Genomic DNA, 13,981 nt, shown 5'->3' on the forward strand with positions numbered 1-13,981 from the left:
TTTTTCTGGCGGAGAAAGAGGGATTTGAATTCCAAATATGTATTTTTATAGGTATTATCTCGTTGTATAGTGTTTGTTTTGTCCGGGATTCGGAATATATTCGCACAATAAATCCATAGAGTCCATGTGAACAGAAACTGTAATGGGTCAAAATAAGGGTCGAAGTTGTATGAAAATAATTACAGCTTTGCCCCTTATTTGCTATTGGCCTTCTTACTCCAATCAGATTAGCTAGTCGTCATATTGGCTGGATGTAAGGCATTGGTGCTCAGAAAAACGCCAGCAGATAAGTACAGGGATGGCTCTCTTGACTCAGGCGCTTCAACAGATGGGAAAAAGATGTTTCCTAGTATCAGCTGGAAGGGGGCAAAAAACACAAATTCGTCCACTAAACACTTCAAGCGCTCGATTAGATGTCTTATAACTGCGTGATAAAGGATTATTTTGGTTCCAATGCTATGTGAATATTTTTTATGGAAATTATGCTTCTGATTGATCCGTCCACATTTCACACTGGCTCATTACGGTCTGTACCGCATCTTCCATGCCTTCCGGCGGGTACTTGTGCTTTCTCAATAGCCGTTTCACCAGACGGCGCATACCGGCCCGGGCGCTCTCTTTTTTCTGCCAGTCGATGGTGCGGTTTTTCCGCAGCAGATCGGTCAGCTCTTTTGTGATGGCGATCAGCTCGTCATGCTCGTAAAAATCCTTGATGGCCTGGGGCTTGGTCAGTGCGTCATAGAAAGCCAACTCCTCAGCAGTCAGGCCCAGCTTCTCCCCTTCTGCGTTGGCGGCAGCGATGTCCTTGGCCAGCTTCAGAAGCTCCTGGATAACCTCCTCATTGGTCAGCATCCCATTGAGGTAGCGATTCATGGCACTTTGGATAATCTCAGAGAACTTTTCCGACTTTACCACGTTGGTTCGACGGTAGACCGAGACCTGCTCCGCAATCAGCTTTTTCAGCAACTCCACAGCTAGGTTCTTCTCTTTCATGCGGGAAATTTCTTCTAAAAACTTGGGATCGAACAGAGAAAACTCGGTGCCCACATTAGAAAACAGGCTGATGACTCCTTCGCTCTTAATGCTGTGTTTGAGCAGTTCGTTGATCCGCTCGTTGACCTCCAGTAGGGTGAATTTCTTTCCGGTTCCACCGGTAGTCACACGGACAAGCATCGTCCGCACAGCCTCAAAGAAGCTTGCTTCAGCGCGGGTCTGTTTATCCACCATACTGCTGCATAGAGAGAGAGCCTGTTTTAGGAGTAGAGCCTCCTTGATGTAGACATTCTGGGTCTTTTCCTTGTCAGGCAGATTGTGCTCGGAGACCGATTTGCCCAGCAGAAAGTTGACGCCGCCGCTGATCATTCGGGCCTTTTCCAGGTCATCCCCGGTCAGAAATGTGGTGTAGGCAAAGCCGTGGAACAGATCACGGCAGACCTCCAGCTTCTCCAGAAACTTGGGATAGGCCGCCTTACTCACATCGGGGTCGCCATAGTTCTTCTTGTCCCGCACAGTGTAGTCGTTCATGGCCTGTTTCAAAGCGGCGGCGATGCCCACATAGTCCACCACTAGGCCGCCTTCCTTATCCCCAAACACCCGGTTCACCCGGGCGATGGCCTGCATCAGGTTGTGCCCGGACATGGGCTTGTACACATACATGGTGGCAAGGGACGGCACATCAAACCCGGTGAGCCACATATCCACCACGATGGCAATTTTCATGGGGGAGTCATTGTCCTTGAATTTCCGGGCTAGATCTTCCTTGTGTGCCTTGTTACCGATGATTTTGCGCCATTCCTCCAGATCATTATTACCTTGTGTCATCACAACCCCTATCTTCTCAGTCCACGAAGGACGCAGTTCGAGGATGCGCTGATAGATTTTCATAGCAATAGTACGCGAGTAAGCCACGATCATTGCTTTGCCGGTCAGCAGATTGGCCCGGTAGTTTTCGTAGTGGTCCAGAATGTCATCTACCAGGGAGGCAATGGTCTGGTCATTCCCTAAGATAGCTTCCATCTGTCCCAGTTCCTTTTTGCTCTTTTCGATTACGTAGGGGTCGGCGTTTTCTGCCATCAGGTCATATTCGGCGTCGATGAGCCGCAGGGTGTTTTCATCCAACTTTAAGTGGATGACCCGGCTCTCGTAGTAGACCGGGCGAGTGGCCCCGTCCTCCACCGCCTGGGTCATATCGTAGATGTCGATATAGTCGCCAAACACCTCCCGGGTGCTGCGGTCCTTGGAGGAAATGGGGGTGCCGGTAAAGCCGATGTATGTAGCGTTGGGCAGGCTGTCTCGAATGATCCGGGCCGTACCAATGGAGGTTTTGACCTCCAGCTCGCCCTTTTCATTCTGCCGGGTGACCACCTTTTCGGTGAGGCCGTACTGGCCCCGGTGGGCCTCATCTGCCATGACCACGATATTCCGCCGCTCCGACAGGGACTCGCCGGTCTCCTCAAACTTCTGCATGGTGGTAAAGATGATGCCGTTTGCCTGACGGTCTCCTAGTAGTTCTTGCAGATTCTTCCGGCTTTCGGCCTGCTGGGGAGTCTGACGCAGGAAATCCTTGCAGCGGGAGAACTGGCCGTAGAGCTGATTGTCCAGGTCGTTGCGGTCGGTGATGACTACAATGGTGGGGCTCTTCAGGGCCTTTTGCAGGTAGTGGGCATAAAACACCATGGACAGAGACTTGCCGCTGCCCTGAGTGTGCCAGAATACGCCGCCCTTGCCGTCAGTGACGGTGGCGTGTTTGGTGGACTCGATGGCCTTCTTCACTGCGAAATACTGGTGATAGGCGGCAAGAACTTTGAAGGTGTTTGCCCCGTCCACATTGAAGCAGATAAAGTTCTGTAAAATGTCCAGGAACCGCTCTTTCTGGAAGATGCCCTCAAAGAAGGTGTCGAACTGGGCGTGCTGGGTGTTTTCATAGCTGCCGTCCTTGGTTTTCCACGACATGAAGCGGTCCTCGCCGGAGGTGATAGTGCCTGCCTTGGAGGTGGTCAGGTCGCTCATGACGCAGATCTGGTTGTAGATAAACAGGGAGGGGATTTCATGCATGTAGTTGCGCAGCTGCCGGTACGCGGCGGAGGCATCGGTCTCCTCTCGGGAGGGAGATTTCAGCTCCACTACCACCAGGGGCAGGCCATTTACAAAGAGCACCACGTCGGCCCGCTTTTCGCTGTTTTCAATCACCGTCCACTGGTTGATAACAGTGAAGCGGTTGTGGTCCTTGTTCTCCGGGTGCTGGTAGTCTACCAGATACACTAGGTCGGAGCGTTCCTCGCCCTTCACCACGAACTTCACCGGTACGCCGTTTTGCAGATAGTCGGCAAAGACCATGTTTTTTTGCAAGAGGGAACCGGACTCAAAGTTTTTCAGCTTGTATACCGCATCCTCCAGTGCCTCCTGGGGCAGGTCAGGGTTAATGGCCTGGAGGGCAGGCAGCAGATCGTCCTCGTACAGAGGCGAGTGATAGTCCCGGTCGATGTCCGGGCCGTAGGCGTAGGAATAGCCCAGGGTTTGGGTAAAGAGCTGCAAAACAGCGTTTTCATAGTTGGATTCGGTGAAGGGCATAAGATCACCTCGTTATCTTGTTATATAGACTGATCATTTTTAGGAGCTTTTAAAATTTGTTCCATATAAGAAATCATGTTTTTAAACTCAGAACTATTATAAAATGTTACAAATTTTCTCATAGTAGAATTTAAGTCAGCTTCTTTGTTATAGGGTGATGTCATCAGTTCTGGCATTGTATTTATTGTTTGACATAAAAGAAAGATTTCCGTATGAAAATATGATAATTGTTGCACAGTTGATTGATGCTTTTGGAAGTAAAATTGATAACAGTTGAAGGCTTTTTGACATTTTTTATAAGAATTTTCATCTAAAAAATTCAAAGCTTTCTTTTGAATCAGATGTATAAGATTCACATGTGAAGACTCGAAGATAGTTGTTTGATAAAAAGCCCAATCTTCTGAAAAATTTTTTATCGTAAAATAGATTTTTAACCGTTCTTCTTTTACCGCGACATTATTTTGATCTGTTGCAATTTTTTTTGGAATTTGAATGGCAGCCCAAACTGCCAAGCTGGATACGAGAACATTAGACCATTCAGCAAAAACAGAAATGGCATTCCAGCTATTTTCCAATTCCGGAGTATAGGTAATACGAAAGCCTTTGTGGTAAAGAAATATTGCCAACAAGGTCACTACGATGGCTACTATAAGCAAAAACCATTTACCCTTAATAGATTCTTTCAAATATCCACATCCTCCGCATCAATAGTTAGTTGACATAACTTGGTCAACAGTTTCGTTTTTATTGTCTCAATACAAGCAGATATATACAAGTGACTAAACACGAGACAGGATTTTCTAAGGCTTATTGTAGATACCAGCATATTGAGCCAAGTCAGATATAGATAAATCTGGACCTACTGCTAAGATTGTTGATAACAGTAATTCATCCAGCTTCCTTAAATCATCCATAATCATGTCTACCCGCTCTTTTTTTACAACAGTTTTTTCTTCTGCGAAAAAGAAGCCTTTGTCAAGCGATGCAAGTAAAGAAAATGAAAAACATATCCTATCGTAATATTTTCTAATCTGTTCTAACTTCTTCCACTCGCTTACTTGAAAAATATTTTCGCCTTCGATCAATTTCAATATAACATCAGTTCCTGAGTCATCAATCTTTTTATGTAAAATTTCGAACATTTGTTGGATTTGTTCGGGTGTGTTCTCTTCAATTTTCGAGGCAGTTAACAGCTTTCTCGATGATTCTGTAAATTCTTTCAATCTGCATAATGTTTCAAAACAATCTACACGATATGGATATGTATCTAATTTTATTTGTCGCTTCTGTAAATCTTCCTGTCTCAACGCCAGTTCTTGGTCCATTTTCCTCTGTCTTCGACTTATTATCAGAGAAATAACAAGGGAAATAAACGCTAGTAGTATTGAAAGCATTGAAAGTAGTGCAGAAATGAATCCTTCGTTATTATTGCACCATTGGACAAAGCCCATAACAATCTTCCTCCTATACGCTCATACCCTATCAAATTTTATTAGACTGATAATTCACCAGACATCAGCTTAGGGAGTAAAATATCTCGTAATATTGCAAGTCGTTGATTTTCCATTACATTACTCAATATAGCTTGATAGATGGGTTCGGCAATGCTAAGGAACGCTTCAGCATCATCATCAGACACCTTCGAAATACTTTCACTTTCAAAATCTCTGGTTGTGATTGCATCAAATACAGCTCCACTCGCCTTGTGCTTAAGTCTATCGACTGTTTTCAGCGTATAAAAATAAACAAGAAGCTGGTGGATTTCTTTTCCAATAAGTGCATAACAAGATTGATTCATTGCCATAGGAACGCCTGGCATTCCTACTTTGCCGACTGTCCCTCTTGCTGTCACAAAAACCGTATTTACCGGATAGAGACGGCTATTACAATGAGAAAGCCCTTCCTCTGTAATCCACTTCTCCGTTGTGAGCGTATAGGGGGACCCAACATCCTTAGGGGTAAAGAATGGTATTTGTCCATTCCAATATGAACTTTCACCCGTCTTAGGTGTTCCACCGCCCATAATCTGAATGATTTCAGTGAATTTAACACTGCTATCAGTTCGGTTATAAAAGTTGTCAAACAATGTAACGGCCTGCCGCTCCAAATTCTCGTTGATCTTGTTGTTTAGTTCGATTTTGTCGTCCAGCGAGCACAGAATTGCTGCTATTTTTTCTTGCTCTTCCAAAGATGGCAAATCAATTTCCACTTTCTTTAATTCTGCTGCTTTAATTCCTATTACAGTGGTTCCGGTAGAGCGTGCTTCTATTCTGCTTTTGAGCACACGATCTTGCAGCGCATAAAATAGATAATCAGCACTTAACTGTTTTGTTTTGGGCTCTAAAACAATAATTCTTTGGGCAAAAGCTAATTTATCATCAGTCCTGATGCGTGCTACTTCCCCTAACGGTGCTTCTGTTGTAAATACCACAGACCCTTTCTTGGGAATACCTCGTCTCATCCATTCGTCATAGTAATTCTCTGCAATAAATTCTTGCGGCTCTTGGATCATACCGTTTTTAACTATTTTTGCAGTGACTAAAGGAATTCCGCTTGTTGTTTTAGGGGGCGTTTTCCCACGGTAATCAATGAAGGTACACACATCACCCAAACTGTAAGTTTCACACTTCATACCCAATCGCCCCCAGTCGCTCCCTGATCTGCGCCTCCAGCTGGTGGGACTTTTGGAAAAGCTCCGACAGCTCCCTGGTCAGCCGCCCCATCTTCTCCTCGAAGGGCTCCCCGTCGTCCTCCAGCTCCTCAATGCCCACATACCGGCCCGGGGTCAGAATATAGTCCTGCTTGGCGATCTCCTCGGTGTCAGCCACGGCACAGAAGCCCTTGACCTCCTCCAGGGTGCCGTCCACAAAGGCGTTGTAGGTGTCGGCCAGCTTTTGGATGTCCTCGTCGGTAAGCTCGCGCAGCTTGCGGGTAACCATGGTGCCCATCTTCCGGGCGTCAATAAACAGGGTCTTCCCCTTCTGTTTCTTGTTCTTGGCCAAAAACCACAGGGAGACGGGAATCTGGGTGGTGTAGAACAGCTGGGAGGGCATGGCCACGATGCAGTCCACCAAATCGGCGTTAATGATGTTTTTGCGGATCTCCCCCTCTCCCCCACTCTGAGAGGACAGGGAGCCGTTGGCCAGCACCATGCCCATGCGGCCGTTGGGGGCCAGGTGCCAGATCATGTGCTGGAGCCAGGCAAAGTTGGCGTTGCCCGCCGGGGGCGTGCCGTACTGCCAGCGCACATCGTCCAGCAGTTTGTCCTGCCCCCAGTTGGACAGGTTGAAGGGCGGGTTTGCCATGATGAAGTCGGCCTTCAGCTGGGGATGGGCGTCGTTAAAGAAGGTGTCGGCACTGAACTTGCCCAGGTCGGCATCAATGCCACGGATGGCCAGGTTCATCTGGGCCAGCTTCCATGTAGTGGGGTTGGAGTCCTGCCCATAGACAGAAATCTTGTTGATGTTGCCGCCGTGGTTCTTTACGAACTTGGCCGACTGGACGAACATGCCGCCGCTGCCGCAGCAGGGATCATAGACCCGGCCGTTGTAGGGCTGCAAGATCTCCACCAGGGTTTTGACCACGCAAGCGGGGGTATAGAATTCCCCGGCCAGCTTGCCCTCCTGCTCGGCAAATTTGGCCAGGCAGTACTCATAGGTGCGGCCCAGAATGTCCTTGCTGTTGCCATGCTCTACCATCTGAATGTTGGTGAACAGGTCTACTACCTCCCCCAGACGGCGCTTGTCCAGCTCGGGGCGGGCAAAGTTCTTGGGCAGGATATCTTTAAGCCGTTTGTTCTCTCTCTCAATGCTGCGCATGGCTTCGTCGATGACGGTGCCAATCTCCGGCGTGTGCGCCGCTGCGGCGATTACACTCCATCGGGCGTTCTCCGGCACAAAGAAGATGTTTTCGGCAGTGTATTCATCCTTATCTTCCTCAAAACCGGCTCCTTCAGCCACCAACTCCTGATATTTGGCTTCGAAACGGTCAGATATGTATTTCAGAAAAATGAGACCCAATACCACGGATTTATACTCTGAGGCGTCGATATTGCCTCGCAGTACACAGGCCGCATCCCAAATTTGCTTTTCAAACCCAATAGTACTGGTGTTGGTTTCTGACATAGTTAAAATACCTCCTGGTTTTGTACCTATTCTGTACGGAACAACCTACGTTTTATGTTTTGTAGAGGCCGTTTTGGCGGTCTGCGTAGATAAGTATTCAATATACCGATAGGCGTCTATGTGAACTTCTGAAATCAGGTTATTTTCCATAAAAACAATCGATTCTGTACTTCTTCTATCTTTATGACATATCGATGCTATTTGATGTCGAAAGGTGCTCTATTCATAAAATTTAATGGTATTGTAGATCAGCGGTTACTGCTTGTATCTGTGGTAGAATTCACTTGGAATTTATGGCTCGCAATCATTATAAACCGTACAACCTATAAAATCAATTATTGGATAGAAAAGGTGGGGGAGTGCAGACAATATAGGGTTTAAACTGTCTGCAAGGAGATTGGCGTCATGGTTTCCTCCTTCTATATTCCCTATAAGATGCCAGTGTAAAGTGCCCAGCAGCTATCCATACAATCCACCATGATATCACATTCATAGGCATGATCGTTATCTTTTCTGCACATATAGTTCCAACCATAGCTGCTGCGGCTATTAGCGAGACGGAAACGGCCCTTTGCTGTAGGCTTGCCTGTTCCCATGAATCGAAAAATTTTCGTATAGCTTGTTTCGAAAGGAGCACAATACCAACACAAGCACTGATCGTAAGCAAACCAGAAATGAGGCCGCTGATTACACTACCGACAAATTCATTTGTCATACCGGAAATGTTTAAATTTAGCCAACTGTGAAGCCGCATTAGACCAGCCCATAAAGTGAGGATATTCTCCGTTCTATGGACAAACCACTGCGGAGCGGTTTTCAATGCCGCTCCATGATCGAGCAATAACAACAGGGTGCAGATTGTAGCATAGACCGTCACAGAAATGGTTGAAGCTACTGTTTGCTGAATTAGTTTTACTTTTTCTTTCTTCAACTGCTGTGATATTTTTTGTTGCAATTGATACGCAATATCACGCTTTTCAAGCTCTAAGCGTCGGTAAAAGCCAGATTCTAGTTCGCTTGCTTTTTGCAACCTTATTTCTGAATTAGCGTTCATACTCTTGGCTTTTCTTTGAATTTCGGCTTGGCTGTCGAGCAGTTGTTTGTTCTGGATCTGGAGGCGTGCGTTCTCCTGTAATATGGTGCTTATGCTGCACAGTTTTCCATTCTGTTCTGCAATGATCTGTTCTAATTCTGTAATCCGACGCATCTGATCCTCGATCAATTCTATGTTTGAGCTGCTCTGCTGCGGATTTTGCTGTTTCTGCATTGCGTGCATTGACTTCAAACTCATGCTCTAATCCTGCCTTTGAGAAGTCTATGTGATAATATTTTTCAAGTTTATTATTTCGAATTTTATACTTTGTTTCGCCATGCTCCTGTCGGTCGATATCTATGAAAGTAATATATTTTCGACTGTCTGACCATTCAACATCTACACCTTTAGAGGATAATTTCTGTATAAAATCTTTACGGCTGATAGCAATCTCTCTGCACGCCATAATTGCCAATGCAATGTTTTGAACATACGACTGTATTTCTCCGGATTCAGCCTGTTTTAAAAGTTGATATGTTTCTTTGTGATATGATGTGGTATCCTCACGTTCTCTGCCATCAAACGAATAACCTTTTCTGCAAATGGATAATCCATACTGCCGGCATAGGCTATCGGACAAATTTTTCATATCCTGTAATTCGGTGGATTTCATCTGAAATTTGTGACCATCTATATAGCTCACACTGTTTACAACAAAGTGAGTATGAAAATGATTTCGGTCTTGATGCGTGACAGCTAGAACCTCAAAACCTTGAAACAGCGGACATTGTTCTGCGAATTTAACTGCTAGTTCATGGGCGATCTCAGCAGTAACATTTTCCCCTGATGCAAAGGACTGAACGAAATGTTTATATGTTCGGCCTCCTGTCTTATGATACAATAACTTTGTTGTTTGCATCTCATCCGCGGCTGATTCAGGGGAGCAGCCGATTCCGGTCATTAACTTTCGCTCCGTCTTTTCCTTTTTGCAAACATAATTAATAACAGTGTTTATGGGAGCGTGTGAAGAAACTGCTTTAATAACTGCCATGTCTCTGTCTGAGCCTCCAATGCCTTTCTTAGACTGCTATGGTAATCAACATAGCCTCGTTGGTTTAAGGCTTTAGCAATCTGGTTAAGGTTAATCCCTTGTTTTTTTAATTCCGGCAACAATTCTCGGATTGCTCCCATGTTAATAATCGGTGCATTCAAAGCTGCTTGCAGTAAATATTTTTGTTGTTTCATACCCGATTGTTTGATTTTTTCGTGTAGTAGATCAAGTTCGGATTCAGACAACCTCAGAATAACCTGTTTATTTCTTGATTGGTTCATTTGAATATGTTCCTCCTATGGTAATGCTGTCTGGTATGGGGATTTTATAAGGGAAAGCTATTTTACCAATATATGATGCATGTAGCGCAGCAAAATCCAAGGTAAATGGCTCGGGTTACGAGCTGGAACGGGGATTGAAGGGGCGGAGCCCCTCACAAGCTTTAATCTGATGAACAAAGTGATATCAGATTAGGTAGCTTGCAATATTGCTATATCAGACCGGCTGCCAATGGCCGGGAGGATATAGCACCGGTCGGCAAAATAACGGCGATGGAGAAGGTGGCGGTAGGATTTGTCAACCTGCTATGACAGGGGGCGCCCATATAGCCTATGGATGAGATGAGAACCGAAATAGGAACGTCGGGATTCGCTTTGATATTCCCGACGTTTCCTATGTGCTATTTACTTTCGATATCTAATGCTGGGCATCTTGCTCGAAGATCGTCCAGCCATTCCTGCTCCCAAGGCTCTAATTTTTGATTCTCAGTTTCAAACGACTGAGTAACGGATTTTCTCTTATACCGCTTCGGTATTCCAGAAATTTCCCATGCTTGAATCAACTTGGTAGCATATCCTTCGGGGTTTAGTATATCCGGATTCCTGCTGGCTTCGATTGCAAGAATAATATCCTGCTGTGCCAAAGACGATTTTTGTGTGGTTTTTAAAAACTCTTTTGACGGGTTTCGATGAAATACAGACAGAAAATGGTTATATACAGTTTCATCAGCAGGAGGTATGGCATCTTCTGTATCTGCATCTGACTGATCATCATCTTCACCTTCTTTTTCTACCTCTGCTTCTGATTGGCTATTTTCGCCATCCTGATTATGCCGTTCGCCATTTTTGTTGCCCCATCGTGCTTCGGCACCTTTTTGGCCATTTAATTTATTCTGTTCGCTACGTTTTCGATAATGTTCCAGAGAAGAATCAATATCGTCTCGAAATACTTCAAAGGCCATACCCAATACCCCATCAAAGTTCGGATACATGCCATCCTCAGCATAGTCATACAGCGCTGTAAACAATTCACCTCGCTGCTCGATTGTGAGATACTGTAATTTCAAACGATTCCGAAAGAACAGTGGAAAAAAGGGACGTTGTTTCATGGCTTTAGAGCACCTTATTTTCCTGGTGCATATGTTGGCGGACCCACACCTCCAGTTCCTCTCGAAGAATCAACTTACGACCGTTAATTTGTACAACAGGAAAATCGGTTGATCGCATAAGACTGTATACGCCACTACGTGAAATATGTAATGCAGTCATTGCATCTTTCGCATCCATTAACTCCGGAAATCGTTCAAACATATTAGACCACTCCTTATCTAGGGAATATTATTGATTTAGAAGAAAGATTGTGATATTATATATACAATGATTCTCATATTATATGATTATTCTAGTTTATCTTCCTGAAATAGTCAAGTGCATTGTGTTACAATAAGTACAAACTTATAAGAGGGAGGTCCATAATGCATATTAGCACAGATTCAAGCGCAACATATCGACGGAATACATATCCATATATGCGTATATATTCAGTGGAGAAGCGTGAAATTTTGGAATGGATTGAGGAGCAGGATCGTCAACGCAAGCGCGTGTTGAGCCACCATGAATATGCAATTGGCGAACTTGTGATGATATATCTCTATCAACCGGTCGACCGTATTGCCTCTGAGCTGGCCGAAGTTTCTGATTATTTTCTGCACGAAGCAAAACATCCGATTTCCGAAGCAGAATGGGTGATGTGGGGAAAACATCTTAGTGAAATTAGTAATAAGCATCCGTTTTTTTTATTGGGTGAACAGCTATTTTCAAAGATATATCAACAATATCAACAGAATATCGACGTTGATTTCAATTGCTTTTATCATTTAGCTGAGCAATTTAAAACTTTGCAAAGTACATTGAGAAAACAAGCAAGCGGGTATTTGAATGCCGAAAGTATGAAAAATACTGCTCTTGAAAATTTCATGCACCAAGCTTTGGAAGAAGATGGACATTTTTCTTTGCTTACGATGAAACCGGAAATTGTTCCTAAAGAATATCTATACGAGTTTTCAGGTTTGGCTCCTATTCCGTGTGATTTTTGTCACAATCCTGTATGGAAAGACCACGACTATACACTGGAGTATGTATTTTATCCCCAAACGCCAATAGAAATTGGAGATTATTTCTTTTCCCTATTTTTACAGAAAGATGTAAGGTTTAAAGTTTGCAAAAACTGTAGCCGTTATTTCGCAGTTATCGGAAAATCCAAACGTGAATATTGCACGCGCATTATTGAAAATTCCAGAACATTGAGAACCTGTATGGACCTTGGCGCATCTCGGTTGTATAACAGCACTCATTCGCAGCATCCAGCAATGAAAGCCTATATGAAGGTATATAAGACACGTAATTCCCGCATGAGAGCCAAACGCATGACCAAGGAAGAGTTCACCTTGTGGTCCGCAGAGGCTCGTAAAGAGCGGGATAATTGTGTCGCTGGGCGTATTACGTTAGAGCAGTTTCAGCAATGGCTGGATTCACATTAAAAAAACGTCGCATTTGCGACGTTTTCATACATATTGTTTTAAAAAGGAGTTTCGTGAATGGCAAAAACAAAAAGAAGTACCAGCGGAAGCGGAAATATTCGTAAGCGTTCTGATGGCAGATGGGAGGGACGATATACTGCTGGAATTGATCCTGGGACTGGAAAGCAGATCCAACGCTCCATTTACGGCAAGACACAGAAAGATGTTCGTGAAAGATTGCGCCAGATCACAGTAGATCTGGATACAGGGGCATATCAGGAGCCTTGCAGTATGAAGTTGGGAGAGTGGTTAGATATCTGGCACAGCGAATACCTAAATAATGTCAAGCCGCATACTCGTGCATCCTATGCACAGACAATCCGTAATCATATTAAGCCATCTCTTGGCTCTGTCCGTCTGGATGCTTTGACGCCTGTCATGATGCAGAAGTTTATCAATGATTTGACAAAACCCAAGGACGATGGAAGTTTACTCAGTGCAAAGACCATTAAAAATATTCATGGTGTTGTACATCGCGCTTTAAACCAAGCGGTTCGTATCGGATATCTTCGTACGAATCCAGCCGACTATTGCATTATACCTAAGGTAGTGCAGAAACAGATTCATCCACTAGAGGAAACTCAGATACAAACATTCCTCAAAGCCATTCAGGGGCGAGAGGAAGAATTTTTATTTATTACTGCACTGTTTACTGGGATGCGGCAAAGTGAACTGCTTGGTCTGCAATGGCAAGATATTGATTTTCATACAAATTCCATCTTTATCAGTAGACAGCTGCAGAAATCAAAGGAAAATGGTAAAGGTTATATCTTTGTGACCCCTAAGAACGGCAAGTCACGTCAGATACAGCCGGCAGATCTTGTATTCGATACACTCCGCAAACAGCATCACAAGCAGAATCAGCAGCGAATGATTGCAGGAAGTCTGTGGAACAATTCAAATAACTTGGTATTTACCAATGCCTTTGGTGGAAATCTTACGCATGTTACCGTTTCCAAGCATTTTAAACAGGTTGCTTGCGCGATTGATCGACCTGACTTACGTTTTCATGATCTTCGTCACACCTATGCTGTATTGTCTTTGCAAGCAGGCGATGATGTGAAAACCTTACAGGAGAATTTGGGGCATCATACCGCGGCGTTCACCCTGTCTGTTTATGGTCATGTAACGGATAAAATGCGTCATGACAGTGCACAGCGTATGAACAGTTATATTGAGCAGATTGTAGGCTAATAAGGGTCAAAATAAGGGTCAACAGAAAATACGAAATTTTACAGTTGGCTAAAAAGTTATGAAAATATTAAAAAATGATCGAAAAATACAAAAAAGACCTGCAATCCGTTTGAATCACAGGTCTTTTTCTGGCGGAGAAAGAGGGATTTGAA

Annotated in this window: 12 protein-coding genes; 2 read left to right on the forward strand and 10 right to left on the reverse strand. The window is 44.4% G+C overall.

What is annotated here, in order from left to right; genetic code table 11:
* Nucleotides 1-480: 480 nt before the first annotated feature.
* From EFB11_RS16465 to EFB11_RS16510, 10 genes are all read right to left on the reverse strand, one after another.
* Nucleotides 481-3,570, reverse strand: coding sequence for a type I restriction endonuclease subunit R (locus tag EFB11_RS16465; protein ID WP_122791451.1), 3,090 nt, complete (start codon nucleotides 3,568-3,570; stop codon nucleotides 481-483).
* Between the two features lie 20 nt (nucleotides 3,571-3,590).
* On the reverse strand, nucleotides 3,591-4,256 hold the full coding sequence (locus EFB11_RS16470) for a hypothetical protein (protein ID WP_122791452.1): 666 nt from the start codon (nucleotides 4,254-4,256) through the stop codon (nucleotides 3,591-3,593).
* Nucleotides 4,257-4,370: 114 nt separating this feature from the next.
* Nucleotides 4,371-5,021, reverse strand: a complete 651-nt coding sequence (locus tag EFB11_RS16475) for a hypothetical protein (protein WP_122791453.1) — start codon at nucleotides 5,019-5,021, stop codon at nucleotides 4,371-4,373.
* 41 nt (nucleotides 5,022-5,062) lie between these two features.
* Nucleotides 5,063-6,202, reverse strand: a complete 1,140-nt coding sequence (locus EFB11_RS16480; RefSeq protein WP_122791454.1) for a restriction endonuclease subunit S — start codon at nucleotides 6,200-6,202, stop codon at nucleotides 5,063-5,065.
* Nucleotides 6,192-7,694: a class I SAM-dependent DNA methyltransferase gene (locus tag EFB11_RS16485; RefSeq protein ID WP_122791455.1), complete on the reverse strand. Its 1,503-nt coding sequence runs from the start codon at nucleotides 7,692-7,694 to the stop codon at nucleotides 6,192-6,194. The genes EFB11_RS16480 and EFB11_RS16485 overlap by 11 nt, the downstream gene beginning before the upstream one ends.
* A 403-nt stretch (nucleotides 7,695-8,097) precedes the next feature.
* Nucleotides 8,098-8,748, reverse strand: coding sequence for a hypothetical protein (locus EFB11_RS16490; protein ID WP_122791456.1), 651 nt, complete (start codon nucleotides 8,746-8,748; stop codon nucleotides 8,098-8,100).
* Nucleotides 8,738-9,778, reverse strand: coding sequence for a relaxase/mobilization nuclease domain-containing protein (locus tag EFB11_RS16495; protein ID WP_122791457.1), 1,041 nt, complete (start codon nucleotides 9,776-9,778; stop codon nucleotides 8,738-8,740). The genes EFB11_RS16490 and EFB11_RS16495 overlap by 11 nt, the downstream gene beginning before the upstream one ends.
* The gene (locus EFB11_RS16500) at nucleotides 9,739-10,059 is read right to left on the reverse strand and encodes a plasmid mobilization protein (RefSeq protein WP_122791458.1); all 321 of its coding nucleotides are present in this window, start codon (nucleotides 10,057-10,059) and stop codon (nucleotides 9,739-9,741) included. Before EFB11_RS16500 ends, EFB11_RS16495 begins: the two co-directional genes overlap by 40 nt.
* Before the next feature lie 398 nt (nucleotides 10,060-10,457).
* Nucleotides 10,458-11,165, reverse strand: coding sequence for a DUF6291 domain-containing protein (locus EFB11_RS16505; protein WP_122791459.1), 708 nt, complete (start codon nucleotides 11,163-11,165; stop codon nucleotides 10,458-10,460).
* Between the two features lie 4 nt (nucleotides 11,166-11,169).
* Nucleotides 11,170-11,367 carry a helix-turn-helix domain-containing protein gene (locus tag EFB11_RS16510; RefSeq protein ID WP_122791460.1) on the reverse strand — a complete coding sequence of 66 codons (198 nt, stop codon included), beginning with the start codon at nucleotides 11,365-11,367 and terminating at the stop codon, nucleotides 11,170-11,172.
* 251 nt (nucleotides 11,368-11,618) lie between these two features.
* On the opposite strand from EFB11_RS16510, the gene EFB11_RS16515 reads away from it, so the two are divergent.
* Together EFB11_RS16515 and EFB11_RS16520 are read left to right on the forward strand one after the other, a co-directional pair.
* Nucleotides 11,619-12,596 (forward strand): DUF6076 domain-containing protein, encoded by a 978-nt coding sequence (locus EFB11_RS16515; RefSeq protein ID WP_164706845.1) that lies wholly within the window; start codon nucleotides 11,619-11,621, stop codon nucleotides 12,594-12,596.
* A 57-nt stretch (nucleotides 12,597-12,653) separates the two neighbouring features.
* A complete protein-coding gene (locus tag EFB11_RS16520; protein WP_122791462.1) occupies nucleotides 12,654-13,829 on the forward strand; it encodes a tyrosine-type recombinase/integrase in 1,176 nt (391 codons plus the stop codon).
* The last annotated feature ends 152 nt before the right edge of the window (nucleotides 13,830-13,981 follow it).

It is taken from the genome of Intestinibacillus sp. Marseille-P6563 (assembly GCF_900604335.1).
In the GTDB taxonomy this organism is placed as follows: domain Bacteria; phylum Bacillota; class Clostridia; order Oscillospirales; family Butyricicoccaceae; genus Butyricicoccus_B.

Excerpts from the sequence above, each read along its gene's own strand:
- EFB11_RS16465 (WP_122791451.1), bottom strand. The coding sequence starts at position 3,570 with ATGCCCTTCACCGAATCCAACTATGAAAACGCTGTTTTGCAGCTCTTT.
- EFB11_RS16475 (WP_122791453.1), bottom strand. The coding sequence starts at position 5,021 with ATGGGCTTTGTCCAATGGTGCAATAATAACGAAGGATTCATTTCTGCA.
- EFB11_RS16480 (WP_122791454.1), bottom strand. The coding sequence starts at position 6,202 with ATGAAGTGTGAAACTTACAGTTTGGGTGATGTGTGTACCTTCATTGAT.
- EFB11_RS16485 (WP_122791455.1), bottom strand. The coding sequence starts at position 7,694 with ATGTCAGAAACCAACACCAGTACTATTGGGTTTGAAAAGCAAATTTGG.
- EFB11_RS16490 (WP_122791456.1), bottom strand. The coding sequence starts at position 8,748 with ATGAACGCTAATTCAGAAATAAGGTTGCAAAAAGCAAGCGAACTAGAA.
- EFB11_RS16495 (WP_122791457.1), bottom strand. The coding sequence starts at position 9,778 with ATGGCAGTTATTAAAGCAGTTTCTTCACACGCTCCCATAAACACTGTT.
- EFB11_RS16500 (WP_122791458.1), bottom strand. The coding sequence starts at position 10,059 with ATGAACCAATCAAGAAATAAACAGGTTATTCTGAGGTTGTCTGAATCC.
- EFB11_RS16505 (WP_122791459.1), bottom strand. The coding sequence starts at position 11,165 with ATGAAACAACGTCCCTTTTTTCCACTGTTCTTTCGGAATCGTTTGAAA.
- EFB11_RS16510 (WP_122791460.1), bottom strand. The coding sequence starts at position 11,367 with ATGTTTGAACGATTTCCGGAGTTAATGGATGCGAAAGATGCAATGACT.
- EFB11_RS16520 (WP_122791462.1), top strand. The coding sequence starts at position 12,654 with ATGGCAAAAACAAAAAGAAGTACCAGCGGAAGCGGAAATATTCGTAAG.